Consider the following 26,116-nt stretch of genomic DNA (forward strand, 5'->3'; position numbering starts at 1 on the left):
AAGGAAAGCCATGCCCGACACGATCCCTGACCAAAACGACGTTCTGGCGACCAACGAACGCCTGACGGCCGAGGTCACTCGGCTGACCGCCGAACTGACCGCCGCCACCGAGTTGCTCGAAGCCGGCCAGACCCAGTTGACGGCGGCCCAGAAGGAGGCCGCGAAGGTCCCCGACCTCACCGCCAAGGTGACGGCCCTCACAGAGAACCTCGAACGTTCCAAGGCGGAGGTCGCCGGCCTGAACACCAAGCTGGGCGACTTCAACAAGGCCGTCGCCGCCGAGGTTCAGAAGCTCGGTCTGCGCCCCAAGGCCGCGGAGCACAAGGAAGCCGCGGCCGATCCAGACCTGACTCCGACCCAACGCGTCCTCGCCGCCAAGGGCGTCGGCTCGATCCGCGAACTGTCCCCGAAGCTCAACGCCTGAACCCCGTCTCCCGAACCTCAGCCACTCACGAACATGCCCACCACCATCAGCGATCTGTGGATTCCCGACATCTGGCTCCAGACGATGCGGGAGAAGCAGGCCACCTTTCCCACGCTCCTGAACTCCGGGGTCGTGGTCGACAACCCCAAGGCCACCGAACTCGCTTCCGGCCCCGGCGAAGTCGCCACCATCCCGTTCTTCAAGGACATCACCGACCAGGACGACGAGATCCAGATCGAGAACGCAGAGCCCACGGTCGACAACAAGATCACCAGCGGCCAGATGAAGGCCGTCGCCTGCAACCGGGTCTGCAAAAGCTCGGCCACGGCGTTCGCGGCCCAACTTTCCGGCGAGGACCCCGTCGGCGAGATCGTTGCCCAGATGGCGCAGCGCCGGCTGAAGCAGCGCCAGAAGACCCTGCTCGCCATGGTGCGTGGGGCCTTCGGTTCTGCGGGCGCCTCCGGCGTGGCTGCGCCCCTGAAGGCGGTCCGCGTCGATGCCTTCGACGAGTCCGGCACCGACGCCACCGCTGCCCAACTGATGGGCATCGAACTCTTCATCCACGCCAAGAGCCTCATGGGCGAACTGGCGGATGACCTCATGGATGGTGCCTTGTGGCTGCACCCGACCATCCTCGCCGCGCTCGAACTGGCCGATGAGACCAGCTTCGACAAGGCCAGCCAGGGACCGTGGACCATCCGCACTTACCGCGGCATCCCCATCTACACGTCGGAGGCCCTGGTGCGTGCCGGTACCACCAACGGGTTCGTGTACGACACCTACCTCCTGGCCAAGGGGATCATCGCCAAGGGTGAGAAGCCGCAGAAGACCGACGTGGTCGATGTCGCCGCGCTCCAGATGGAGAAGAAGTTCGGGCTCAACAACGAGATCATCTACGACCGGACCCGGTTCGTGCTCCACCTGAACGGCACCAAGTGGGTGGGGACGCCGGCCGCGGAAAGCCCGAGCAACGCCGAGCTGGGGACCATCGCCAATTGGAACCTCGTGCTGGGCACGGCCAACCGCGTCGGGGCCGTGTGCATGCGCACCAACGGCTGAGTGCTGCGCACGGCCACCAAAACATGAGCACTCCCAAAGTCGATCCGTACCCGGAGCCCGTGGCGCTGACGGCCCTCGACCTGAAGCGCCTCACGGTCGTGCAGGGCGAGAAAGGCCGGGATGCCCGGCTGCGACGGCTCGCTCGCCGCAACCGGGACGTGGCCTGGCTGCTTGCCGAGCACCAGCGCCTCGCCACTACCAAGCCCAAGAAGTCCAAGCCCGCCGAGACCCCGTGACCCTGACCGAACAGGCACGCATGGCTGGGATCCAATCCCAGCTCGCGGTTCGCGGTCGCACCGTGACTCACGTCCGGAGCGGCCTGCTGTTCCGTGCGCTGGCGGATCATCAGCCGGGGTTCAAGGCCCGGCCGGCAGCCGAGGGCGAGTACGCGTTCGGGGCGGAGGAACGTTCGGAGGATAGCCTCCACATCCTCCGCTCCGACCTTGGCGAAACCGAAATCGCCGTCGGTGACGAACTGACGGACGCGAATGGCCGCAGCTTTCGCGTCGTCGCGGTGGAGGACTCCGCCCACAACCTCCTGATCCGTTTCACCGTGGAGGTGGCCCGTGCTTGATCTCAAGGTCAACGCCCACGGCTTCAACGACGCCGTCACCCGGTACGTCCTGACGCTCGGCAAGGATGCCCGCGTCGCCGTCCGGCAGCAGTCGATGCTGCTCGGTCGGAAGCTCGTTCAGTTTACGCCTCCGGGAACGCGGGCGCAGGGTCGCAAGGCCGTGGCCCGCGACATCCGACGGGCGGTTACGCCGATCCGGCCCTCGGACTTCGAAGCTCCCAGCATCAAGAAGCTGATCCGCAAACGCGATTACGCCGGTCTGGAAGTTGTGTTCTCGCGATTCAAGCAGGGCGGCTTCGCGAGCTTCCAAGTCCTGCCGTTCTCCGCCGAACTCCACCGCTCGCGCCGTGACAAGCGCGGTCGGGTGACCCGCTCCGCGAGGGTCGCCACACCGGATGCGCCGCAGGTCCGCGACTACATCCGCGAAGTTCAGACCCACGTCGGCCGCGCCAAGGGCGGCTGGGTGCCCACGGTGACGCGCCTTGGCGGCAACGTCCCGGAATGGCTCCTGCAACACGCCGTCACCGGCACAGTCGAGGACCGTACTGGCTCCATGAACCCGTCGGTGAAGATGAAGAACCGTTCGGAGTGGGCCGGGGACGCCTACGTCGATCGCGTTCTCTCCAACGCTATGGGCGCCCGCAGACAGGCCATCCTCGCCTCAATCGAGAAGGCCACGAACACCGCCGCTCGAACGTCCGGCCTCAAGAAATGAATCTCTGGGAGATCCAACCCGCGGTGAAAGCCGCCCTCGTCGCGCACCCGTCGATGGCCGGGGTTCCCGTGCTGCTTGATGACGGCGCCTACGACCGCACGCCGGGTCGCGAGGCAGCCCTGAAAGGTGCCGGCGTGGTGATGATCGTCTGGCAGATCGCCAGCTTCGGCATTCCGGCGTCGGCCCGCGACGGCGTCGCGGCCCACCTCGTCTACGTGCCGGTGGTCATCGAGGAGAACGTCGAGCGCAACCGCCACGGTGGGCTCGGGCTCCCGTGGGAGCGGCTTCTCCAGTCGAGCCTCGAAGCCCTGAGCGGCCACCGCGCCCCGGGCACCCAGTTCCAGCTCTACGACCCCGCTTGGCAGAACCTCGGCAAAATCGACGGGGTCAACCGCGTCGTCCTGAACGTTCTCTGCACCGCCTACGTGAAACCTGTCGGCACCCTATGAAGTCCCCCGAACGATTCCGAAAACTGTCGCTCGTCGCCATCGGACTCTGGGTCCTGCACGCCTTTGCGCTCCTCGCGGCGACCACCGATGCGCTGGCCCCGGTGACGCACGTTGCCGACGTGGCCCGCGAGAAGGACGTGGTGTGGCTTTCCCTCGTCACCGCCATCGTTTCGCTCCTCTTCAGCGCGTGGTTGGTCCGCCAGATGATGGCGCAGTCGGTCGCCTCCATCACGGCGATCAACGCCCTGGCTCAAGAACTCCGCTCCCGCCCGTGCTTCTACCACGACGCGCCGAGCACCCATCACCGACCGCACTCGAACGCATGAGCACCCCCAAGGTCCGCCAACTCCAGGAAGTTGAACTCACCCGGGAGCACTGGGTGAACGGTCAGCGCTTCGAGCCTGGCACCATTCTCACTCTCCCCGCCACTTGCGCCCAGAACCTGATCGAGGCCGGCGCTGGCGTCGCCCACGACACCGAAACCAACGACTGATCCCATGCCAACCGCCATCACCCTCGGCCACATCGAGGCCCACGAGAAACTCACCGCCCGCCTGTTCGTCCAACCGACGGGCGAATCGGGGTACGTCGACTGCGGCAACGTCGCCGACTACAAGCACACGCCCGAAAAGCAGTACAAGACCCGCATGGTGGCCGAGGGCGGCTTCCGCCGGGTCAATGACGAGCAGGTCGACACCGTCCACGACCGTTGGGAGTTCACCCTCGACGAGATGGACGCCTTCAACCACCGACTGCTCCACCTCGCCAAGGCCCCGGCTACCGTCAGCCAGGCGGCGAGCACGGCTCCGGCGGGCACCGCGAGCCTGACCGGCGTCGTGAAAGGCCGCTGCTACTTCGTCGGCGCGGTCGGCCTGAACACGGTCGTCGTGAAGAAGGGCGTCACGACGCTGGTCGAGGGCACCGACTACACCCTCGATCATGGCGCGGGCGTCGTCACCGTCCTCCCTGCGAGCGTCACCGTCAGTGATGGTGATGACCTGAGCCTCACCTTCGGCGCCAGCGCCGTCTCGTTCGAGAGCTACACCGGCAACAGCCAGGTCCTGTTCCGCGGCTCGGTTCGCATCCTCGAATCGAACCAGTTCAGCGGGGTGCCCCTCCGCGACATCAGCTTCACCGGCATCCTCAGCGTCACCGCATGGCCCGAACAGAGCGGCGAGTTCGGGAAGTACACCGTCCGTGCCACCGCCACCGGCACGCCCACCGTCAAGCGCCGCAGCGCCTCCTGAACCTCCCCCCCCCCAACTCACGTCTCCGCCATGAAAACCAAGCTCACCCTCCTCGCCCTCTGCGTGGCTCTCGCTCTTGTCGCCGGCTGCTCAACCACGGCCGACAAGGACAAGCGCTGCGCCACCTACGCCGACGTGTACACCCTCTACCTTGCGAGCACCGAGGTCCGCCCCGTCAGCAAGGAGGAGTCCGCCGCCGCCGCGGCTGCCGCCATCTTCCTGCGCACCTACTGCGGGTGGACCGGCAAGACCACGACCCCGGCCACGAAGGGCAGCCGGGGTGCGAAGTCCGAGCCCGAAGTCGATGCCAACGGCGTTCCCATCATCTACCCGCCCTCGAAGTAACCCATGAGCACCGAACTCGAACTTCTGGACCCCGTGCGGGTCGTCGACATCGGCACCGAACAGGTGCAGGTCCGTGAACTCCGCTGGCTGGACACGCTCCAGTTCCTGCAAAAGCTCGCCGCTGGGATCGAGCAGGTTGTCGGTTCGCAGGCGATCGGAGCGGATGGATCGGTCCATTTGAACGCCGACCGGCTGCGAGACGCCGTGCTCGCGGGCGGAGAGCTGGCCAATACGCTGCTAGCGAAGTCCACCGGCCTGCCTCAGGCGCGACTGGAAGCGCTGTCCGCCTCGCAGGCGCTCACGCTTCTGAGTGCCGCCGTCCAAATCAACTTCCGCGAGGAACTCCTGGGAAAGCTCAAGGCGGTCGGCGGCGTGCTGCAAGGGGCGGTCACGGCGACCGTCACGACCCGCTGACCCGGGCCGTCGATTTCCTGGTCTGGCAGGGCTACCCGCCGGACTGGGTCATGAGCCTGACCTTGCGCCAACTCCTCGCCTACCTCGATGCCGCCGCCGCCCGCATGGCGCTTGCGGCGAAAGCTGGCCTCAACCCGCACCTCTGAACCATGCCCGCCGACACGGTCGAAGTCGTCGTCAAGCTGACCGGCCTGGGGACCGTGCAGGCGGGCATGCGCCAGTTCCGGAACGCGGTGACGGTGCCGCTGGAAGCGATGGCGACCAAGGTCCGCGGGTTCGCCCTTGGGCTCGCCAGCACCGTCGTGGCCGGGTTTTCGGTTCGCGAACTGGCCTCGCAGCTCAAGGGTGCCCTTGAGGCGATGGACCAAGCGGCGGAGGCTTCGCAGAAGCTCGGCATCGTCGCCAGTGACCTGACCGCGCTCGATTACGCCGCGACCCTGTCCGAGTCCTCCGCCGAAGCGCTGCACAACGCGCTGAAGTTCCTCGCGAAGTCGGCCTCCGCGGGCTCGGACGCCTTCGTCACCCTCGGCATCGAGGTGAAGACGACCGACGGGCATTTCCGCTCGCAGACCGACCTCCTGCAGGACATCGCCACCCGGTTCGCCGCGATGCCGGACGGCGTCGCCAAGACCACGCTCGCCCTCGAACTGTTCGGCAAGGAAGGCCTGAGCATGATCCCGATGCTCAACGCCGGGGCCGACGGCATCCGCGAGATGATGGAGGAAGCAAGGGAGTTCGGGATGGTGATCGCCCCGGAGACGGCGGCGGGTGCCAATGCGCTGAACGACAACCTCGGCCGGTTGCACATGGCCGTTCAAGGCATCGCCCGCACGGCCCTCGCGGAACTGATCCCGACCTTTCTCGACCTGAGCAACCGACTCGTCGAGTGGGTGAAACAGAATGACGCCGTCCGCAAGGGCGCCGCGTTCCTCGCCGAAGCCCTCCGCTACCTCGTCTTCGACATCCAGGCGCTCATCGTCGCTGGCCGCATCTGGTTCAATACCTGGACCGTTCAGACCGCGACGATGGGCAAGGTGTATGAGGCCTTCGGCAAACTGCTGGCCCGCATCTGGCAACAACCCATCGAAGTCATCCGCGCCCTGATCGAGCACATCAAGGTCGCGGTACTCGCCGCCGGGGATCTCGCCGAGGCTCTGGTCCTGGCCGCCCAAGGTCGCTTCGGTGAAGCCAAGGACAAGGCCAAGGCCGCCGCCCTCGAAATCGCCCAATCCTTCCTGGCGACCGGGAAGGCCGTCATCGATAGCGCCGACAAGACGGGCGAGGCCCTTCGGAACGCTCTGGTCACGCCCATTCAAGGAGCGGCAGCAACGGTCGCCACCTTGGTCGCCGAGACCAAGAAGGGCTTCGACGAACTCCGCACCACCGCCGGTTCGCTCTGGTCGCCGCCATCGCTTCCGGGTGCCAAGCCCGGGGGTGCGGCCACCGACACCGATGTCGATCCCGCCGCGGAACGTCGCAAGCGCATCGCCCGCGAACTCCGGGACTCCGAGTACGAGCTACGGCGCCGCCGGCAGTCGGTCGAAGACGAGATGGCCCGGCTGGAGGCCAACTTTGGCACCACCGAGGCGGACAAGTACCGCGAGCGCATCGCCCTCCTCCGAGAGGAAGTCACCCTCATCGATCAGGAAATTGAGAAGCTCCGCACCCGCCTCGAAGTCGAGAAGGATGCGGAGGTCCGCGACAGCCTCACCCAATCCATGCGCGGTCTCGAAAGCGAGCGGCACGGGGCCGAGGGACAACTGACGCGGGCCGAAGGAGCCCCGGACCCGTATTCGATGCGGGACCAGATGCTCAACACGGTGACCGAACTGGAGAACCGGATCGGCACCGCGGCGGAATCGGTGGCCCGGGCGTTTTCCAGCGTGATCGGCACCGCCATCGAGGGCATCGCGCAGGGCATCGAAGGCTTGGTCAAAGGGACGATGGACTGGGCAGACGCACTCCGGAGCATTGGCAGTTCCATCCTCAACGGCGTCATCTCCGCCATCAGTCGGATGTTTGCGGAATGGATCGCCAAGCGCGCTCTGATGGCGATCAAGAACATGATGTTCTCGACACAGGAAGGCGCCACAGACGCGGCGGCGAAGGCCCCCGGCGCGATGATGTCGTCCATCTCTTCCTACGGCGTCGCAGCAGTCGTCGGCATGGCAGCGATGCTCGCGGCCTTGGCCGCAATCTCCGGGGCATTCGCTCAAGGTGGCCGGCCGACGCCGGGCATGCCCGCGCTGGTGGGCGAGGAAGGCCCGGAACTCTTCGTGCCCGACCGGCCCGGCCTGATCGTCCCCGCCGGCATCACCGAACGGATCATGTCGGCCGTCTCCGCCCCCACTGAAGGTTTCTACCAGGGGGCCGAGAGCGAGTCTCAACCGGCCGCCTCAGCGTCGGCGCCTCAGCCACGAGGGACCAACGCCAACATGAGCCTCGTCCTGGTCGACAACCGTCGCCACGCCCGCGAGTTCCTCGAAAGCTCGGACGGCCAGGCGCTGATCGTCGACGTGATCCGCCGTCGCCGAATGGACATCGGCCTCAAGACCTGACCCATGCCCGTCACGACCTACAACGATGCCGTGGTGATCCCGCACCCGCCCGACTGGCGGCAGCCGGTCGAGTGGTCGCGCTCGTGGGATACCCGGATCGAGTCGGCCGTCACCGGGTCCGAAGCCCGGGTCGGGATGCGGTTAAAGCCTCGCCAGCGCATCCGGTTTCGACTCGTCCCGCAGGACCTCACCGAGCGTCGATGGTTGGCGGACCGACTTCGCGCCGCTGCCAAAGCGGGCCGAGCCATCGTTCCGCACTGGGGTCGAGGGTTGGAACTCGCGGCCGCCGCCGGTGGCAAGAAGGTCACGGTGACCGCGGACGGCTTCCAGAGCCAACCCGGCGACGTGCTCTTCATTCACCGACCGGACCTGGAGAGCTTCAACCTGTTCGACCTGGCGGTGGTCGTTTTCCACGAGAGCAAGACCATCCACCTCGCCGACCCGCTCGCCCGCACCTACCCGGCCGGAGCCCGGGTGTACCCGACCATCCTCGGCAAGGTGACCCTCGGCGAACTCGAAGCCCTCGACGACTGGCGGCAAGCGGTGAGCGTCGAGGTCCTCCAACTCCAGACCGTCCCGGACATCGAGGGCGAGCCGCCCATCGATCCGGAGCCCGAGGGCGACCCCGGCTTGTTCGAGTTCGACTACTGGTTTCACGGCGCGCCACTGCCACGGATGTCGGCGGGCGGCGACTTCGATCACTGGCTGCAACGGGCACCGATCCTCAGCCCGTAACCTCAACACCTGATCACCATGGGATGGAAACTCTACAAGCACGACGACGCGAGCGCCCCAGTCCTCAACGGGACCCGCGGCTCACTCATCGCCCTCCTCGACGCCTGTCTGGTCAACGGCTACGGCTCCAAAGCCGCCGCCGGCTGGACCAAACCCTACGTCGACGTGAACCGAGCCGCCTTCCGCATGGGCAGCGGTCGGATGCGCGCCTACTTCCGCGTGGATGAAGCCAACGCCACTCTGGCCTCGGAAGCCCGCATCCAGAGCTTCGAGGACATGACCGGCATCGACGCCGTCACCAACCCCGTCGCCTCGGTTGGCCACCTCGTCGCCAAGAAGTCGAGCGGGGCCGATTCGAGTTCTCGCCAATGGTGGCTCGGGGCCGATGACCGGACCTTCGTGCTTTTCACGCACTACGACGCCTCCGGGATCGTCAGCGGCGTCTATTTTGGCGAGTTCCTGTCCTACCTGCCCAACGACAACTACGCCGTGGCGATCATCGGGCGCTATTGGGAGAACACCAACAACTGGACTTCAGGGATCGAAGGCATCGGCTCGCAGACGCAGGGGGCCTACTCCGCCATGCCCGGGCACTTCCTGTTCCGCGACTCGACGGCCATCGTGAAGAGCCCGCAGTTCGATGTCCTGGCCGGGTTCTCCGACATGCCGAACTGCGCCGGCAACTTCGCCTTCCCGAACCCGGCCGACGGCGGGCTCATTCTCTCGCCCCTCTTCATCCGGACCTCTGACGCGCCCGGCGTGGTGCTGCGCGGTCGCCTCCGCGGGATATGGGCACCCGCCCATGCGCCGGCGTCCATCACCTACGCACAGGGTGACACCGTCAGCGGCACGGGCGCCTTTGCCGGGCGGTCCTTCGTTCACGTTGGGCGGGTGGCGAACTCGGCGAACACGAACGGACGGATGTTCCTGGAGACCAGCGACACCGTCGAAAGGAGCTGACCATGGCAGACGGCGGATCAATCGCGAAATACCCGGGGGCACTGATACCCACGATGGCGGTCCAGTTGCACCCAGTCCTTCCGCTCACCCACCGTTGCATCCGGACGGTCAGCGCGGAGCCGTCGGCGGAGTGTCTGGCGCTGGGTGCTGGTCGCGACGACACCGAAGGGTCCGCTGCCGCGCCAAGCCTCTACCTTCCGAAGGGCGGCGTGATCCGCCTCCGCATTCCCGTCGCGGCCGGAAGCCGTTCGGTGACGATCAAGGCCAAGCAACCTTCGGCCACGTTACCTCGCCCGTCCGCTCGGCTGGTGGCGAATGCCGACATCGGGCTCAACGCCGATTTCAGCGCATCGGCCCCGGCCGGCTCCGATTGGATCGTCATCGGCCCATTGACGTTCACCGCCACGGCCAAGGGCGGCGTCATGATCGAACTCTTCGCTCCGTGGTCCGGCGGCGAATCCGGCTGCTGGTTCGACAGCCTCATTGTGACCTGACCATGGCCATCACCCTCTACTTCTCGCGTCCGGTCTTCACGTGGGACCTGGACTGGTCCACGTCGCCGGTCCAGCGCCTAGACTACGACATCCAGGAGGTCGGCTACGGGCTCAAGGAAACGCTGCTCTGGGGTGACCAGACGCACGTCATCCGGGGGTGGACGGCGGAGGTGCCCCTCGATTCCGGCGAGGCCATCTCCGAGTTCGATGCCTGGACGGCTGCCCTGCGGGGGCGGTTGGTCGGCTTCTGGCTCCCGGCCCCGGAGCAGGCCTTCCGGATCGTGGCTGCGACCTCGCCGACCCAGTTCGACATCGAGGCCGCTGGCGTGGCCGCCACGTTCGAGGACGGCCCCGAACTCCATCTCTGGTTCACCAAGGCTGGGGAGGCTCCCGTGGCCGTGAAGGTGTCCTCGGTCGCCGACCTCGGCGAGGGCCTTGAGCGGGTCACGGTGTCGCCCGGCCTTGGGGCGACGCCCGATGCCGACTGGTACGTCCGCCCGCTGCTCTACGTCCGCTTGGCCGACGACACGGAACGCGCCCAGATCATTGCGGAGAATCGGCAGGTGCGCTCGATCAAGGTCATCGAGCTTCCGCTGGAGTACGCGGCCGCCGAGACCGGGCAATCGCCGGTCTACCTCTACCGCTTCTGGATCGACACTGATCCAGTCACGGAATGGCGCCTCACGGGTTTCTCGTGGGACCTCGAAATCGAGGAGCACACCTGGACTGCCAAGCGGATCACGCACGGGCAGATTCAGCGCAGCACCCGGGCGGACATGCCCGACTTCTCAATCGAGTGTGAACGGGACCCGGACATCCCGGTGATCCACTTGGTGCCGCCCGCGTTGTCTCTGCCGCTGAACGTCGAGGTTCGGGAATCCCTCTCCCTCGCCGACACCGGCAACGTGATCGCCATTGGCCGGGTCCAGAGCGTTCGCGCCTCTGGGCGGAGCCTTGTCGCCAAGTGCACCTCGTTTTCGGAAGTCCTGCCGCGCTCGGTGCCCGGCTTCCTCCTGCAGGCCCGCTGCAACTGGCAGGTGTTCTCCGGTCCCTGCGGCGCCAGCCAGGCAGCCTACCGGAAGACCGCGGAGGTGACCGCCGTTTCGGGTCGGAGCGTCGTCGTGACCGACGCCTCCCTGTCCGGAATCGGTGCGGCCTGGTTCGCCGAGGGTTGGATTGAAGTCGGAGCCGGCGTGAACCGCGAGGTTCGCACCGTCATGGCCTCGTCGGCTGCAGCCGGCAACGCGGTGACGCTGACCCTCAGCTACCCGTTCCACCGGGCGCAGACCGGTAACGCGGCCACCGTCATTCCCGGCTGCGACGGGAAGGCCGACACCTGCACCTCGAAGTTCGCCAACTTCATCAACTGGGGCGGGCACCGGAGCGTCTCCCGCAACATCACCCTCAAGGGCATGCGCACGCCCGACATCGGAGGAGGCAAGAAATGACCGCGACCCTTCCGCTTGAACTGACTCCCGAACTCCGCGAGCGAATCGCGGCAATCAGCCGCGGGTGGATCGGCACGCCCTTCGTCCCCCACGCCCGAATCAAACGGGCTGGGGTCGATTGCGTGAACCTGCCGGCCGCCATCCTGATCGAGGCTGGCGTCATCGAGTTCGTCCTCACCGGGCCGTACACCATCGACGCCGGGCGCCATGCCCCGACCAGCCTGCTCGTGACCTGGCTCCGACAGGACGGGCGCTTCGAGGAATGGCCGGTCGACGAGCCGCCCGACCCCCTGACGCCGCTGCTCGAAGGCGACCTCCTGTGCTTCCGCTTTGGCCATGGCGTCGCCCATCACCTCGGCCTGGTCACCTCCACGACCGGTAATTTCGTTCACTGCCTGCGCGGGCACGGCGTCATCCAATCGACGCTCAAGGACCCCACCTACCGCAAGCTCCTGACCAACCACTTTCGACCACGATGGGCTTCGGTGCCTCCAACGATCTAAGGGAAGCCAGCGAGCAAGAACCCCTGGGGGTTGATCCCAAGCGGACCAACACGAACGAACAGGGGCGCCCGCTGCCGTACTTCGCCGGCATCGCCAAGCTCGGCGTGACCTGGATTTCCGAGCCTTGGGATGTCCGCTCGAAGCCCATCAAGAAGAAGGTCGGCAAGAAGAAGGAAACGGTGGGCTTCAACTACTACGCCCGCGCCGCCGCCATCGTCTGCCATGGGCCGGTCGATGCCCTCGAGGAGATCCTCTTCGACGATGACGTGGTGTGGACGGGGCCAGTCGAGCGGGAGGGCACGGACTCCACGGCCATCACCATCCCGGACCGGGGCACCATCACGGTCTACTGGGGCACGGCGACGCAGCCCCTCGATGCCAGCCTCGCGGCGAGCGGTGTCACCCATCCGGCCTACCGCCGCCAGTGCTACGTGGTGGTGGACCTCTTCCTCGGCGCCAACAAGACCTCGATGCCCAACATGGAGTTCGTCCTGCGCCGGGCGCCCATGGTCCCGTGGCTGGCAGGCTCGGCCCTGATCGGACAGGACGCCAACCCGGTAGCGGTCTTCGCCGAGCTTTGGTCTTCCGAGGTGTTCGGCCTCGGGCTACCGGCGTCCCGTCTCGACCAGACCACCCTCGGCACCGTCGCTGGCACCCTCGCCTCGGAAGGCATGGGCATCTCGCCCGTCCTGACCTCGCCGACCTCGTTCAACCAGGTCCTCGGCTCCCTGATCGAGAACATCGACGCCTTCCCCGTCATCGACCCCGCCACTGGGAAGATCGGCCTGCGGCTTGTTCGCGATGGCGAGGCGCTCGCGGCCTGGGACGAGGACGACTTCACCGATCCGCCCGATGTGGATGCCGGTGGATGGGAGAGCACCTACAACCTCCTGACCGTGAAGTTCACGAACCGGGAGAAGGCCTGGACCGCGGACGGTGTCTCGTTCCGAGACCGGGGGAACTTTGCGCTCACTGGATCGATTCGGACCCGCAGCGTGGAACGCCCGTGGGTGACCCAGCAGGCTGTCGCGTGGCGGATTGCGGCGAGCCTCGGGCGGCAGGCGGCCCTGCCAGTGATGACGGGAACAGCCCGCGTGAAGCGCACGTCCATGGCCGGTGTCCAGGTCGGCGACCTCGTCACCCTGACGCACACCGCGGCCGGACTGACTGGGCTGAAGGTCCGCATCGCCGAGCTGACCATCGACAAGCCCGACTCGGCTGAGGTGGCGATTCGGTGGAAGGAGGACCGGGGTTGGCTGAACGCCATTCCCACAGCAGTCGCGCCCGACGACGTGGGGCCGGAGGGCGAGTACTCCGCTCAGCCCCTCCTGGCTAACGTCGCCCTCGAACTGCCCTACGGCTACCTGCGGGATGCCAAGCCGTCGCTGATCTTCCTGCCCGTTCGCGGTGACCCGCTGACCAACGGCTTTCACGTGTGGTGGGAGCGCACCGCCGACTCCTTCGTCCAAATCGCAGGGGGCTCGTCCTTCGCCATGAAGGGTACGTTGAATGCCGTCCTCGACGGCGGGACCCTCGCCGAGGCCACCGTCGACATCACGTTCACCGGCGACGATTGGGACCTGGAGGAAACCACCCTCGAAGAAGCGACGACCACGCAGCCGCTCCAGGTGTTCCTCGGGAACGAGATCATGGTCGGCTACGACGCCCTGCTCACCGGACCGAAGCGTTACACGCTGAAGGTGCTGCGGGAATGGTTCGGGACCCGGGCCGAGACGCACGCCACCGGGGCCACGGCCTACGTCCTCCAACTGGGCCTCGAAAAGCCCGTGACCTGGACGGCCGACCTGCCCGAGGGAACCGCCACCTTCAAGGAGCAGCCCTACCTGCTTGCGCAGGAACTCGACTTGGCGACCTGCCCGGAGATCGCCGTCACCATCCAACGCCGCGCCCAGCGTCCGGCTGCGCCCACCAACCTCCGCGTGTTCGAGGACGGCGCCCACCCTACCTACGCCACCGGGCAGGACATCGTCGTCAACTGGACCCCGACCAGCGAACTGCGGTTCGGATTCAACGTGACGCAGAACCTCGACTGCCGGGCCGATGCCACCGTTCTTCAGGTCCTGACCACCGGCGGCACGCTGAAGGGCGAGATCGTCTTCGCCGGCAACACCGGCCCGGGGACCATCACCAATACCCAACTGGTCGCCCTGCTGGGCGCCGAGACCGATTTCATGCTGCGGGCCTACTACTCGTTCGCCGGCCTGCGAAGCCTGAACTTCGACGAGATCATCGTGAGGAAAGTATGAGCACCATCGCCCCCGGCCGCCTGTTCAACGTAACCGACGCCGCCAGCTTCGTGGCCCTGTCCCAGCAGAACTGGGTCATCGCCAGTGAGGAACTGTACCGCCGCGTTCCGACCTACCAGAACGGCAGCCCGAACACCCTCAACGGCCCGCCGACCTCCGGGACGTGGAGCGTGGGCGACCTCTGGCGCGACCAGAACGGCGCGGAGTTCGTTTGCACTGTGGCCGACACGCCTGGTACCTGGCGGCAAGCCACGCCGGCAACCGTCACCGCCGACCCAGCCGCGGGTTCGTTCCCGACCGGGTACCTGATCCTCAACGTTTCCGACGGCGGCCTGAAGCGCCACGCTGGGAGCTTGTCTTGGGAGGTGCAAGTCGGGGCAGGCACATCGTCCAAAGTTGGTTTTCACGGTGCGACGCCTACGCCCCAGCGGGCGAACGCAGATCAGGCCGCAGCCACCGACCTCGCCAGCGTCATCACCCTCGCTAACGAGTTGCGGGCGGCGTTTGTCGAAAAGGGCCTGATCAAGGGAAGCACATAGCGAACGCGCTGTTCGAATCGAGACGAGGCGAGAGGCGAAACATAGCAATCGTTTTCGGTTGAACACCCCTCAAACCAATAATAAATTCGCATGACGTGCGCGCGTTGAGCCAAACACTGTTCCTCGTCATGGCCCTACTGTGGGTGCCACTGACGGCGCGTTGCGTGGTCGCGTCCGTGCCCGGTCTGGATTTTCTGCGCTGCGCCGACCACGAGCATTCCGGAAATCAGGATCATCAATCTTGCGACGATTGCGGTTGCTGCACTCTGGAAAGCGAGAAGTACCAATCCTCGCGATGGGAAGACCTTGCTCCTGACCTGCATCCCAATCTTGTCGGGGCCATCGAATGCATTGCTTTCGACATCGGTTCACCCGCCGAGGAATCTGAAGGTGTACTGATTGCGGCACCGCCGCCGCCTTTGTCGACCTCTTGGGCATTTGCCCTCCGTCTCGCCCTCCCCGTCCGCGCTCCCTCCGCAGCTTCCTGAACGGCTCACGCACCTCGCGTGAGTCTTCACATTCCTGGGTACGCATGCATTCGCATGTCGTTTCAGGTCATTTTCATGCACTCAACCATTCTCCGCTCTCATGCTTTCGATACCATCATCTGCTGCACCCATTTTTTGCGGCGCCAGGCCGGGCCCCGCGATCCTCCTCGTCCTCAACCTGATGGCTCACCAAGCCATCGCTTGGACCAATACCCGGCCCGCTGAACCTCATTCGGCCACGTTGGAGGCCATAGTGGATGAGGCTCTTGCCAAGAATCCGGAACTCAAGTTCTACGAGGCCGAGATCACCGCCGCGAAGGCCGGGCGCAAGATCGCCGGGCTGCTCGGCAATCCGCAGCTCAGTGGCGACATAGGAGATAACGTTCAGAAGTTTGGTGGCCTCTCCGCCGAGGGCGTCGCTTGGTCCTTGTCCGTCGTCCAGCCGTTCGAGTGGCCGGGCCGCATCGGATTGCGCAAAGCCATCGCCAATCACGACATCGAACTCGCCCAACTCGGCTTCGAGCGGTTCAAGATTGCGCTGGTGGGCCGGGTGCGGACGCTGGCCTACGGTCTGTTCGCCGCGCAGGAGAAATCCGCCGCCGCGACCGAAGTGGCCGAGCGGTTTATGGCATTGAGGGAAGTGTTGGTGCAACGCGACCCCGCCGGGCTGACGCCGCTGTTGGAAATGCGCGTCATCGAGGCGACCGAGTTGAACGCGCAGCGAAAGGCCAGCGAAGCGGTATTGGCTACGCAAGCGGCGTTATTGGAGTTGAACCAGCTTCGCGGCGTCGCGCCGGACACACGGCTTTCCGTGAGCCAGACCCAACTGGCATTCCGTCCGCCGGAGGCCAGGAGCGCGTTGCTGATGCTGGCCCGCTCGAACAATTTCGAGCTGAAGGTGCGCGCAGTCGAACTCGCGCAGCAGGGCTTCCGCGTAGATCTCGCCCGGAACGAACGCTACCCGACCATCAGCGTCGGGCCAAGTTACTCGGAACAAAAGGCAGGCTCGGAGGAACAGCGCATTATTGGCATGGTCATCTCGCTGCCGCTCCCGCTGTGGAATCGCAACAAGGGCAACATCGAAGCCGCCGCCGCGCGCCAGATGCAGGCTGAGGTTTCGCTCAACGTCACCGAGCGCGAGCTTCAGCGAAGGGTTCTTGAGGCTGCACTGACCTACGAGATGAAGCTGCGCGAGATGGCCAGGTGGCGGCCCGACTCGGTGCAGCACTTTAAGGAAGCCGCCGAAGTGGCCGACCGCCATTACCGCCTCGGCGCAGTGCCAATCTCCACCTACGTCGAATTGCAAAAGCAATACCTCGATGCCGTCGAGGGTTTGCTCGACACGAAGAAGGAAGCGCTGGAAGCGGCGGCGCAACTGGAACTGCTGACTGGCATCCCCTGGCCGCTGTCGAGATCCACCCCAGCCGAAGAAAAGTAATGAAACCTCCACGAATCTTCTCCCTGACAGTCTGCAATGCTTTGCTCCTGCTGCTGCCGTGCGGTTGCAGCCAGCGGGGCGAGAAAGCAACGGCAGAGGCCGCTTCAGAAGCCGCCGGTGTCTCTTTCAACGCGAAATCGGGGCTGCGCGTTCGCCCCGAGACGGCGAAGTTCATCGGCTTGAAGATAGCAGATGTTGAGGAACGGCAGATAGCGTCGGCGCTGGAGTTCTCCGCGCGCGTGTATCGGGCCGCGAACGAGGCGCAGTTTGTCTCGTTGCAGCCGGCAATTTCAACAGAATCGAGGGCGAGCGGAGTGATCGGCCCTGTTCAAGCCGCACTATTGCGCGAGGGTCAGGTGGTCGCAGTGAAGGCGGAGGGAACAGACGCACTCTCAGCGCGTATCGAAGCTGTGAAACCGAGGCTCGGCCAGAGCAATGCCCCGGTGGAAGTATTGGTTGGCATCGAGGACACCCAAGCGCGGTTGGCCCAGGGGACATTCGTTTCCGTTAGTGTGCCGCTGAACAGCGAGAAGAGGGTGGTGTCCATTCCGCGCACGGCGCTGCTACGGACGTCCGAAGGCGACTTTGTCTATACGGTGAGCGGTGAAAGTTTCGTCCGCGCACCCGTGAAGCTGGGCGCCATAAACCACGAGTGGACGGAAGTGACCGACGGTCTCTATGCAGGCGACCAAATCGTTGTGAGTCCGGTAATGACGCTCTGGCTGGCGGAACTGCAATCGCTGCGCGGCGGCAAGGCGTGCGCGGATGGGCACTGAGCTATGTTGAACTACCTGCTCGAGTTTTCACTGCGGCAGCGCGTCGGGATCTTGCTGGCTGCTGGAGTGCTGGTGGTTGTGGGAATTGCGTCGGCGCTTCGCCTGCCGATTGATGCCGTGCCGGACATCACCAGCCCGCAAGTTCAGATCAACACTGCCACGACAGCGCTTGCGCCGGAGGAAATCGAGAAGCTCGTCACGTTCCCGATCGAGAGCGAAATGGCGGGCCTTCCGGGCATGGTGGAATTGCGCTCCCTGTCGAAGTTCGGGCTTTCGCAGGTAACGATGACTTTCCGGGACGGTGTGGACCTGTATCGCACCCGTCAACTTGTGACCGAACGGTTGCAGGGCGTGCTCGATGAATTGCCACCGGGATTGACCCCGAAGCTCGCGCCCATTGCGACCGGGCTTGGTGAGATCTTCTATTACGCGCTTGAATTCACGGACTCGGCCACCAACAAGCCCGCTACGCATCGCGAGCAGTTGATGGCGCTCAGGCTGATTCAGGATTACCAGATCAAGCCGCTGCTACGTGCGACACCGGGAGTGGCGGAGGTGAATACCAGCGGCGGTTACGACAAGCAGATCGTCATCATGCCTGATCCCGTCCGACTGGCCAGCGCGGGGATGGCCCTTTCCGACCTCGCCGAACGCATTGGCCAGAACACGCATAATGCGGGTGGCGGAATGGTAGAGATTGGCGGTGAGCAAATCGTCATCCGCGCCAATAGTCGCGTTGCCACCACCGAGGAGATTGCCAAAACGCCGCTAAAGTTTGGCAGTGGGGTAAAGCCGCTATTGGTGGGTGACGTGGCCATAGTCGGCATCGGAAGCGCGTTTCGGACGGGCGCGAGCACCGACCAGGGAGAAGAAGCCTTGATTGGCGCGGCGATCATGCTGGCGGGAGAAAACTCGCGGATTGTGGCGAGTGCTGTGCGCCAGAAACTAACCGAGATTCAGACCAAGCTGCCTCCGGGGGTGATGGTTCGTCCGCTCTACGACCGCGCCGAACTGGTCAACCGCACCATACACACCGTGGAGCGGAATCTGTCCGAAGGGGCGCTGCTGGTCGTGATAATTCTTTTCCTGCTCTTGGGCAACTGGCGCGCGGCTGTCATTGTAGCACTGGCGATTCCGCTCTCAATGTTGTTCGCGATCACTGGCATGAACCGCCTGGGATTATCCGGGAATCTGATGAGCCTGGGCGCAGTGGATTTCGGTCTCATCATTGATGGCGCGGTGGTGATGGTGGAAAACATCGTGAGACATCTGGCCGACCGCCAGCACAAGCTTGGTCGTCCGTTGACGGCAGCGGAGCGCGCCCGCGAAGTATTGTTTTCTGCAAAGGAAGTCGCCCGCCCGATGTTCTTTGGCGTGCTGATTATTACTCTCGTCTATGTGCCCATTCTTTCGTTGCAAGGTATCGAGGGAAAGATGTTCAAGCCGATGGCCGTGGTGGTGATGCTCGCGCTCGGCGGAGCGCTGGTGCTGGCGCTCACATTGATGCCTGTGCTGTGCTCGTTCTTTCTCGGCGGTCGCATCACCGAAGGAGATAACTGGCTAGTGCGCGGAGCAAAAGCTGTCTACACCCCGCTGCTTAACTTTGGTCTGCGCTTCCGTTGGCTGATCATCCTGCCAATGGTGCTCGCGTTCGCCGGCTCGCTGTGGCTGTTCACCAAGCTTGGCGCGGAGTTCATCCCCCAGTTGGACGAAGGCGACCTGACGTTGCAACTCATCCGCAGCAGCAGCGCGGGTCTGGAGGCCTCGTTGGACTTGCAAAAGAAGTCGGAAGAAATCTTGCGCCGCGAGTTTCCCGAAATCCGCGAATTGTTCTCCAAGATGGGCACGGCCGAGGTCGCACTGGACCCGATGGGGCCGAACGTGGCCGATACGTTTGTCCTGCTGCACCCACCGAAGCAGTGGCGAAAATTGGACGGAAAGCGACCCACCAAGGAACAGCTTGGAGAGATGATGCGCCGCTCGCTGGCCGGGAAAGTGCCCGGTCAGGGCTATCTGATCACTCAACCGATTCAGATGCGTTTCAACGAAATCATGGCGGGCGCGCGGGCGGACCTCGTCTGCAAGATTTACGGCGACTCATTCGAAGAGTTAGAACGACTGGCTGGTGAAGTTCGGACGGTGCTTCAATCTCTGCCCGGCGGGAAAGAGAGCGAGTTTGACGCCATTGGACGCGTGCCGATGCTGGAAATCACGCCCGACCGCGACGCGCTGCGCCGGTACAACGTCCACGCTGATGATTTGAATCGTGTGGTGGCGACTGCGCTGGCAGGCGAGCAAGTCGGAACCCTGATTGACGGCAACCGCCGGTTCCCCATCGTCGTGCGGTTAGCCGAGTCTTTGCGTGGCGACGTGGATACCATTCAAGGCCTTCCACTCCGCACGGACGACGGCGGTCTGCTCACGCTGGGACAGGTCGCGAGCATCAAGACCATCGAGCAAGTCGGCACCATAGCCCGTGAGAACACCCAACGGCGTGCGGCCATCTTGGTCAATGTGCGCGGACGTGACACAGCGGGCTTTGTTGAGGAGGCGACAAAGTCGATCCGCGGGAAAGTGAGGTTTCCGGAAGGTTACTACTTCGAGTTCGGCGGCCAGTTCCGCAACTTGGTCGAAGCGCGGCAACGACTGGCGATTGTGGTTCCGCTGGCGCTGGCGCTTATCTTCGTTCTCATCTTCCTGAGCTTCGGCAGTCTGCGGCAGGCAGCTTTGATCTTTGTCTGTGTGCCGTTGGCTGTGACCGGAGGCATCGTCGCGCTCTGGCTACGTGGGATGCCGTTCACCATTAGCGCGGGCGTGGGCTTTATCGCATTGAGCGGAATCGCCGTGCTCAACGGCATAATGCTGATCAGCTTCATCAATCAACTCCGGGAACAGGGTAGCAACCTGCGCGACGCCGTCGTGGAAGGCACGCTGACCCGGCTTCGTCCAAAACTGATGACGGCGCTGGTCGCCAGTTTCGGTTTTGTGCCGATGGCGATTTCGACCGGTGCTGGCGCGGAAGTCCAACGTCCGCTCGCGACCGTTGTCATTGGCGGCATCATCACTTCAACTTTCCTCACGCTTGTATTGCTGCCCGTGCTCTACGAGTGGATTGAGCGAAGCGTCCGCCCGGCGCTGGCCAAGGCGGAGGTCATAGAACACTCACGGGAAACGAACGAACGAATACAATGAAAGCATCACGAACACTCCTGACCCTGGCCACCGCGCTTTGCGTTGGAATCCTGACGCTGAACGCCGACGACAGAAAACACTTGGGCGGACCAAAAGGCGGACGCCTGCTGGAAAGGACCGAACCAAAGGCCGAGTTCTTTTTGGAGAAGGATCATACCGTCACCATCACGTTCTACGATGCCGCTCTGAAGCCGGTTCCTGCCACCACACAGTCCGTGACGGTGGTCGCCGACGCGAAATCTGGGAAGCGGACCATCGAGCTTGAGAAAAAGGGAGACGTGTTGGTGAGCAAATCAAAGCTCCCGGAGGGTGACGGCTACAACCTCGTAGTGCAGTTCAGGCAGACTTCGGACGGCAAGCCACAGAACGTTCGCTTCAAGCTGGAAACGCACGAGTGCAATGGTTGCAAACGGGCGGAGTACGCTTGCACCTGCGACGAGTAGTCCTGGGGCATCGTCTGCTCGATTTGAACCTCAGCCCTTCAGGCCACGGCTCAAAATGAACCCATGATTGGCGGGGCTTTCAGGCCAAATTATTTGGCAAATATTTGGAAACGCGCCCGAGTGCACCCCTGTGCGCCCCAGCGCGCCCAAAAGCCAGGGAAAATCAGGAACCGTGCCAGAAAAAGAAGAAAGCCGCTGGAGGCCAGCGGCTTAAGTCGTTGCGGTGCAACGGAAATTGGTTGCGGGGCTAGGATTTGAACCTAGGACCTTCAGGTTATGAGGCCAAGGCTGCACTGCTGTTTACCAGCAACTTAGGACAATTCCATTGGCTTTACGGTTCCTTTGTTCCACAATTGCCGGTCGGCCGTTTAGAGTCTTTCAAACGCTTTCATAGCGTTGCACAGGAGACACTTATGGCACTGGTTATCAAGCGCACAAGCAGCTGGTGGTACGCCTTGTTCAAGTCCAACGGGCGTCGGCGGGCGATCAACCTCAAGGTCCGGATCGAGGGCACCCGCCCGGCCTCGATCGGCGACACCGGCGACGATGCCTTCGAACGGTCCCGAGGCAAGGCCATCGAGGCCCACGACCAACTCCTCCGCAAGTTCGAGGAGGACCGGACGGGCGAACGCGCTCTGAAACGGCTCGCCGAACTCAAGGTAGGTCGCGAAGTGACCTTCCCGAAGCTCGCCGATCTGGCAGACCACTGGAACAAGATCCCGCGTCGGAAAGCCCCGGACGGGCAATACGCGAACCAGTGCCGGCTTCGCCTGAAGCGGTTCGCCACCTGGGTGGCGGAACACCAATCCGACGCCACCGAGTTCGTGGCCGTGAAGCCGGAGACCGCGAAGGCGTTCATGGAAGCCGAGGCGAAGCGGGAGGTCTCGCCGAAGACGTGGAACGACATGCTCAAGTTGCTTCGAGCCACGTTCAAGCACCTGCATCCCCATCTCAGCGATGGCAGCAACCCGTTCCACGGCCTCGTCACCAAGGCAACGGAGACGGTCAACCGGGAGCCCTTCACGGTCGAGGAACTAAAGGCCATCATCGAGGCCTGCGCCAACGACGACTTCATCCGCCCCGTGATCGTCACCGGGATGTGCACGGCCATGCGCCGGGGCGATTGCTGCCTCCTGAAATGGTCGGACGTCGACCTCGCGGCCGGGTTCCTGTCCGTCAAAACGGCAAAGACCGGCGAGACGGTGGACATCCCGATCTTCCCCACGCTCGCCGAGGAGTTGGCCAGGGCGAAGGCCAAGGCTGGCACCTCGGAGTTCTCCTTCCCGGACCCTGCCCTGATGTACCGCAGCAATCCGGACGGGATCACCTGGCGGGTGAAGCAGGTCATTGCCAGGGCGCTGGATTCGTTGTCGCCGAAGGGCACTCCGGCTCTGCCCGAGGCCACGGACCCGGCTGAGGTCCGGGCGCGCGTCGAGGCGTACCTGGGACGGCTGGGGGATTCTGCACGGGTGTCGAGGATGCGGGCGGTCTTCGATGCCTACGCTGGCGGCGCGAACCTCGGCCAAGTCATGGCCACGACGGGTTGCAGCCGGGGAACGGTGTCCAACTACCTGAACGAACTGGAACGTGAGACCGGCGCCTCGATCATCCGAGGGAACCGGCGGGGGGTGAAGGTCGACGTCCTGCAAAGGGACCGCGAGAATGGCCAGCGACGAGCCTCTCTGCACGATTTCCACAGCTTCCGCGTGACCTGGATCACGCTGGCGCTGGCGGCCGGAGTCCCCCTCGAACTGGTCCAGCGCGTCACCGGCCATCGGACCGTGGCCGTCGTCCTGAAGCACTACTTCCGTCCGGGGCGAGAGGACTTCAAGCAGGTCCTGTTCAAGGCTATGCCGAACATGCTGGGAGCCACCGCACTTGCTCCGGCGAAGGTGAACATGCGCCGCATCATTGAACGCATGACCCATCGAACGCTGAAGAAGGACCGCGTCCGTCTCCTCGGACTTCTCGCAAGCATCTGAATGCCCGGCGCATCCGCGCAGGATCCGGGTGCATGTCGAGCAGTCCGAAAAAGTAAGCCGGCTTCCATTCAGCCGTATCGAATCCCGAAATTCTAGTGTGTTCGGCTTGGGCGCCCAAGCGGCGCCTCCACGAGATTTCGCCCCAATCCAGGGAACAACCGCTTCATCGCCAAAGTCATCCGGCATCGTGGATAGCCATCTCCACCAGATCAGAACTCCAGTGGGTGCATCACCGGGCCTTTATGTAACAACCCTTTGGCCAGGACGTCGAAGCAATCGAGTTGCATTGCCAATGACGATAATGGTCGCCCCGGTGTCTGCCAGAATTGCCAACCACAGGCTAGTGTGACCGGTCAATGCCAGTGCTAGAAAGATGGCTTTCACGCCGAGTGCGAAGATGATGTTCGCCTGAATCACGCCCACCGTTCGACGCCCCAAACGGATGGCTTCAGCCACTTTGCTCAGATCATCCTGCATGAGTGCGATGTCCGCTGTTTCGATTGCGGTGTCCGTGCCCGCGCCGCCCATCGCGATTCCGATGCTCGCTGCTGCCATCGCGGGCGCGTCGTTCACGCCGTCGCCGATCATGCCGACGTGTTTGTGCTTCGCGAGTAGTTCGCGAACCCGCTCAATCTTCTGGTCCGGCAACAAATCACCTTTCGCTTCGTCTATGCCGACCTGTTTAGAAATCGCGTCCACCGTCCGTTGATTGTCGCCGCTCAACATGACGACTTTTTCGACACCGGCAGCGTGAAGGGCTTTGATGGCATCGGCGGCGTTGGGACGAACCGCGTCGGCGACCGCGAGGATGCCCAACACTTCGCCTTTGCAGTCTTCGTGCGGTTTGTGGCCAACGATGACCACGGACATCGCCTGGGCTTCCAGTTCGCCCAGCTTCCTTTCGAGTTCGTCCGAGCAGACGGCGGATTCGTGCGTGAAGCGATGGTTGCCGACGAAATAGAGATGCCCGTCAATCCGCGCTTCCGCTCCTCGTCCGGTTTTGGACTGATAATTCTCGCTGCGCGGGAATTGAACCGTCTTTTCCTTCGCATACTTCACGACGGCTTGCGCAAGGGGGTGTTCCGAGTGGGTGTCAATCGCGGCGGCAATGCGCAGGATTTCCTCCTCGGATTTCCCGTTCCACGGAATCACCTGTTGAACGCGCGGTTTGCCTTCGGTGATCGTGCCGGTCTTGTCCACGGCGAGGGCCTTCAGCTTGCCGATTTCCTCAAGGAACACACCGCCCTTGATGAGCACGCCGCGCCGCGCCATTGCGGTCAGACCGGAGACGATTGAAACCGGCGTGGAAATCACTAACGCGCACGGACACGCAATGACCAGCAGTACCAAGGCGCGATACGTCCAATCCAGCCATGAACCATTGAAAAGCAACGGGCCGGATACAAGAATCAGAATGGCGGCGACGAAAACCGTCGGCGTGTAAATTTTCGCGAAACGGTCCACGAACCGCTGCGACGGCGCTCTTCGTCCCTGCGCTTCGCCCACGAGCTTGATGATTTTCGCGAGCGTGGTGTCGGTCGAAGTCTTGGTAACTTTCGCTTCGAGCGAGCCTTCACCGTTGATCGTCCCCGCGAACACGGTGTCCCCCGCATTCTTTTCCACCGGCATGGATTCGCCGGTAATGGGTGCTTGGTTGATTGCCGATTCGCCGGAAGTTACAACGCCATCGAGCGGGACGCGCGCTCCCGATTTGATGATGAGGGTTTCATCCACTTTGACTTCTTCGACGCGCACTTCTTGAATCTGGTCGCCGCGCTTTACCAACGCGGTTTCCGGCGTGAGTTCAAGCAGCGATTGAATCGCCCGGCGAGCGCGACCGACGCTGAATCCTTCCAGCAGTTCCGACAACGCGAAAAGAAACACGACTGCCGCTGCCTCCGTCCATTCGCCAATGCACGCCGCGCCGATCACTGCGACGCTCATCAGCACATTCATGTCGAGCGAGGCATGGCGCAGTGCGCGAATCGCTTTCGGAAAAATGAACCAGCCCCCCGCGAGTATGGCGACGGCAGCGGCAACTGCCTTTCCGTAAGGCGCAAAAAGATTCTGCCACTGTAGCAGGAGCGAAACTCCGGTGAAGATGCCGGAGATAATCACCAAGATCAGATGCACTCGGCTCGCATCGCCGCTGTGTTCCTCCCCGGCTTCGCTTCCATCCATCGTTGAAGCCTTCAATCCTGCCGTGCCAATGGCTTGAATCAATTGTTCCGGCGTGACGCGCTGGTCGTGGGCAATCGTCGCCGTCCCCGCCATCAGGTTCACCTTGATTTCGCCCACTCCTGCGATCGGTTTCAACACACGCTCAATCGCGGCGATTTCATCGGGGCAGTCCATCCCCGCCACGCGCAAGGTCGTTCCCGGTCCTCCGGCCGACACGGGCGCGGGAACCGACGCGGTGGGAGCGCCGGCTTTCGATCCGCAACCGCAACTGCTGGATTCTTCACTCATGATTCGCGGTTGGATTCTGCCCGACTACCGGCTCTGCGGAGGCTTGAGCGTTGGTTCTCGCGCCGCGATGGTAGCGCCGCTCGTGCTTCTGCTTCGCCTGATGCAGCAGCCAGAAGTAATCGGCGACTACCAGTCCCACGGACACGACGGCAACGCCGATGATCAGCATCAGGCTTCGACGCTTGTCGCAGCGGAGCTGCTCCGCATCCTTGGCGGCGCGTTCGGCACGGCGGCCGGCTTTTTCGGGTGACAACCATCGGCTCACGATTCCGTCTCCGGTGTCAGCTCCCGTTGACCCAAACCACTTTTGTCACGAACGGCTTTCCGAAAAACGGCGTGCGATAATAGACCACCGCCCTCGTGCCGTCCTTGAGTTCGTCCGCCGGGGCGAAGTGCCAGTTGTGAATGAACCTCGTCTGGCGGGTCAGGGCGAGTTCGGTCGGTGCATTGCCGCGCGTCGGTGAGAACTTCACCGTGCGCGTGTCCACATCCAGCGACTCGACCGTGCCGCTGGCCGTGCGCGAACGCACGGTATGCGCGGCCGCGGGTGTCGCTGGAACGACGGCCGCGAGCATCAGTGCCGCGGCGATGAGTCCT

General features: G+C 63.9%; 28 protein-coding genes. 25 read left to right on the forward strand and 3 right to left on the reverse strand.

Annotated elements, in window-relative coordinates; all coding sequences use genetic code 11:
• Positions 1 to 10: 10 nt before the first annotated feature.
• The 25 genes from KF833_02510 (at position 11) to KF833_02630 (ending at position 23,050) form a co-directional block, all read left to right on the forward strand.
• Positions 11 to 424: a hypothetical protein gene (locus KF833_02510; GenBank protein MBX3744158.1), complete on the forward strand. Its 414-nt coding sequence runs from the start codon at positions 11 to 13 to the stop codon at positions 422 to 424.
• A 33-nt stretch (positions 425 to 457) separates the two neighbouring features.
• Positions 458 to 1,483: a hypothetical protein gene (locus KF833_02515; protein ID MBX3744159.1), complete on the forward strand. Its 1,026-nt coding sequence runs from the start codon at positions 458 to 460 to the stop codon at positions 1,481 to 1,483.
• A gap of 23 nt (positions 1,484 to 1,506) precedes the next feature.
• Complete coding sequence (locus tag KF833_02520) at positions 1,507 to 1,719, forward strand: hypothetical protein (protein ID MBX3744160.1); 213 nt, start codon at positions 1,507 to 1,509, stop codon at positions 1,717 to 1,719.
• Positions 1,716 to 2,057, forward strand: a complete 342-nt coding sequence (locus KF833_02525; GenBank protein MBX3744161.1) for a hypothetical protein — start codon at positions 1,716 to 1,718, stop codon at positions 2,055 to 2,057. The genes KF833_02520 and KF833_02525 overlap by 4 nt, the downstream gene beginning before the upstream one ends.
• On the forward strand, positions 2,050 to 2,772 hold the full coding sequence (locus KF833_02530) for a hypothetical protein (protein MBX3744162.1): 723 nt from the start codon (positions 2,050 to 2,052) through the stop codon (positions 2,770 to 2,772). The genes KF833_02525 and KF833_02530 overlap by 8 nt, the downstream gene beginning before the upstream one ends.
• Before the next feature lie 23 nt (positions 2,773 to 2,795).
• Positions 2,796 to 3,221 carry a hypothetical protein gene (locus tag KF833_02535; GenBank protein ID MBX3744163.1) on the forward strand — a complete coding sequence of 142 codons (426 nt, stop codon included), beginning with the start codon at positions 2,796 to 2,798 and terminating at the stop codon, positions 3,219 to 3,221.
• Complete coding sequence (locus KF833_02540) at positions 3,218 to 3,547, forward strand: hypothetical protein (protein MBX3744164.1); 330 nt, start codon at positions 3,218 to 3,220, stop codon at positions 3,545 to 3,547. The genes KF833_02535 and KF833_02540 overlap by 4 nt, the downstream gene beginning before the upstream one ends.
• On the forward strand, positions 3,544 to 3,714 hold the full coding sequence (locus tag KF833_02545) for a hypothetical protein (GenBank protein MBX3744165.1): 171 nt from the start codon (positions 3,544 to 3,546) through the stop codon (positions 3,712 to 3,714). Before KF833_02540 ends, KF833_02545 begins: the two co-directional genes overlap by 4 nt.
• 4 nt (positions 3,715 to 3,718) lie before the next feature.
• Positions 3,719 to 4,468, forward strand: a complete 750-nt coding sequence (locus KF833_02550) for a hypothetical protein (protein MBX3744166.1) — start codon at positions 3,719 to 3,721, stop codon at positions 4,466 to 4,468.
• Between the two features lie 30 nt (positions 4,469 to 4,498).
• The gene (locus KF833_02555; protein MBX3744167.1) at positions 4,499 to 4,813 is read left to right on the forward strand and encodes a hypothetical protein; all 315 of its coding nucleotides are present in this window, start codon (positions 4,499 to 4,501) and stop codon (positions 4,811 to 4,813) included.
• A gap of 3 nt (positions 4,814 to 4,816) precedes the next feature.
• Positions 4,817 to 5,227 (forward strand): hypothetical protein, encoded by a 411-nt coding sequence (locus tag KF833_02560; GenBank protein MBX3744168.1) that lies wholly within the window; start codon positions 4,817 to 4,819, stop codon positions 5,225 to 5,227.
• A gap of 149 nt (positions 5,228 to 5,376) precedes the next feature.
• Positions 5,377 to 7,785, forward strand: a complete 2,409-nt coding sequence (locus KF833_02565; GenBank protein MBX3744169.1) for a hypothetical protein — start codon at positions 5,377 to 5,379, stop codon at positions 7,783 to 7,785.
• Positions 7,786 to 7,788: 3 nt separating this feature from the next.
• Positions 7,789 to 8,520: a hypothetical protein gene (locus KF833_02570; protein MBX3744170.1), complete on the forward strand. Its 732-nt coding sequence runs from the start codon at positions 7,789 to 7,791 to the stop codon at positions 8,518 to 8,520.
• Between the two features lie 18 nt (positions 8,521 to 8,538).
• The gene (locus KF833_02575; protein ID MBX3744171.1) at positions 8,539 to 9,480 is read left to right on the forward strand and encodes a hypothetical protein; all 942 of its coding nucleotides are present in this window, start codon (positions 8,539 to 8,541) and stop codon (positions 9,478 to 9,480) included.
• A 53-nt stretch (positions 9,481 to 9,533) separates the two neighbouring features.
• The gene (locus KF833_02580) at positions 9,534 to 9,974 is read left to right on the forward strand and encodes a hypothetical protein (protein ID MBX3744172.1); all 441 of its coding nucleotides are present in this window, start codon (positions 9,534 to 9,536) and stop codon (positions 9,972 to 9,974) included.
• A gap of 2 nt (positions 9,975 to 9,976) precedes the next feature.
• Positions 9,977 to 11,422: a phage BR0599 family protein gene (locus KF833_02585; GenBank protein ID MBX3744173.1), complete on the forward strand. Its 1,446-nt coding sequence runs from the start codon at positions 9,977 to 9,979 to the stop codon at positions 11,420 to 11,422.
• Complete coding sequence (locus KF833_02590; protein ID MBX3744174.1) at positions 11,419 to 11,925, forward strand: hypothetical protein; 507 nt, start codon at positions 11,419 to 11,421, stop codon at positions 11,923 to 11,925. The genes KF833_02585 and KF833_02590 overlap by 4 nt, the downstream gene beginning before the upstream one ends.
• Positions 11,898 to 14,192 (forward strand): hypothetical protein, encoded by a 2,295-nt coding sequence (locus tag KF833_02595; GenBank protein MBX3744175.1) that lies wholly within the window; start codon positions 11,898 to 11,900, stop codon positions 14,190 to 14,192. Before KF833_02590 ends, KF833_02595 begins: the two co-directional genes overlap by 28 nt.
• Positions 14,189 to 14,731 carry a hypothetical protein gene (locus KF833_02600; GenBank protein MBX3744176.1) on the forward strand — a complete coding sequence of 181 codons (543 nt, stop codon included), beginning with the start codon at positions 14,189 to 14,191 and terminating at the stop codon, positions 14,729 to 14,731. The genes KF833_02595 and KF833_02600 overlap by 4 nt, the downstream gene beginning before the upstream one ends.
• 104 nt (positions 14,732 to 14,835) lie before the next feature.
• Positions 14,836 to 15,219, forward strand: coding sequence for a hypothetical protein (locus KF833_02605; GenBank protein ID MBX3744177.1), 384 nt, complete (start codon positions 14,836 to 14,838; stop codon positions 15,217 to 15,219).
• Positions 15,220 to 15,319: 100 nt separating this feature from the next.
• Positions 15,320 to 16,657 carry a TolC family protein gene (locus tag KF833_02610; GenBank protein MBX3744178.1) on the forward strand — a complete coding sequence of 446 codons (1,338 nt, stop codon included), beginning with the start codon at positions 15,320 to 15,322 and terminating at the stop codon, positions 16,655 to 16,657.
• The gene (locus tag KF833_02615) at positions 16,657 to 17,433 is read left to right on the forward strand and encodes a hypothetical protein (protein MBX3744179.1); all 777 of its coding nucleotides are present in this window, start codon (positions 16,657 to 16,659) and stop codon (positions 17,431 to 17,433) included. Before KF833_02610 ends, KF833_02615 begins: the two co-directional genes overlap by 1 nt.
• Before the next feature lie 3 nt (positions 17,434 to 17,436).
• On the forward strand, positions 17,437 to 20,625 hold the full coding sequence (locus KF833_02620) for an efflux RND transporter permease subunit (GenBank protein MBX3744180.1): 3,189 nt from the start codon (positions 17,437 to 17,439) through the stop codon (positions 20,623 to 20,625).
• A complete protein-coding gene (locus KF833_02625; GenBank protein ID MBX3744181.1) occupies positions 20,622 to 21,068 on the forward strand; it encodes a hypothetical protein in 447 nt (148 codons plus the stop codon). The genes KF833_02620 and KF833_02625 overlap by 4 nt, the downstream gene beginning before the upstream one ends.
• Before the next feature lie 254 nt (positions 21,069 to 21,322).
• The gene (locus KF833_02630; GenBank protein MBX3744182.1) at positions 21,323 to 23,050 is read left to right on the forward strand and encodes a hypothetical protein; all 1,728 of its coding nucleotides are present in this window, start codon (positions 21,323 to 21,325) and stop codon (positions 23,048 to 23,050) included.
• Positions 23,051 to 23,290: 240 nt separating this feature from the next.
• On the opposite strand, the gene cadA is transcribed toward KF833_02630, so the two are convergent.
• From cadA to KF833_02645, 3 genes are read right to left on the reverse strand one after another with little or no spacing between them, the layout of a single operon-like run.
• The gene (gene cadA, locus KF833_02635; protein MBX3744183.1) at positions 23,291 to 25,519 is read right to left on the reverse strand and encodes a cadmium-translocating P-type ATPase; all 2,229 of its coding nucleotides are present in this window, start codon (positions 25,517 to 25,519) and stop codon (positions 23,291 to 23,293) included.
• Entirely contained in the window at positions 25,512 to 25,784 is a 273-nt protein-coding gene (locus KF833_02640; protein MBX3744184.1) for a hypothetical protein, read from the reverse strand. The genes cadA and KF833_02640 overlap by 8 nt, the downstream gene beginning before the upstream one ends.
• A 16-nt stretch (positions 25,785 to 25,800) precedes the next feature.
• Positions 25,801 to 26,049 (reverse strand): hypothetical protein, encoded by a 249-nt coding sequence (locus KF833_02645; GenBank protein MBX3744185.1) that lies wholly within the window; start codon positions 26,047 to 26,049, stop codon positions 25,801 to 25,803.
• Positions 26,050 to 26,116 lie beyond the last annotated feature (67 nt).

Source organism: Verrucomicrobiia bacterium, assembly GCA_019634625.1.
Lineage (GTDB): Bacteria > Verrucomicrobiota > Verrucomicrobiia > Limisphaerales > CAIMTB01 > CAIMTB01.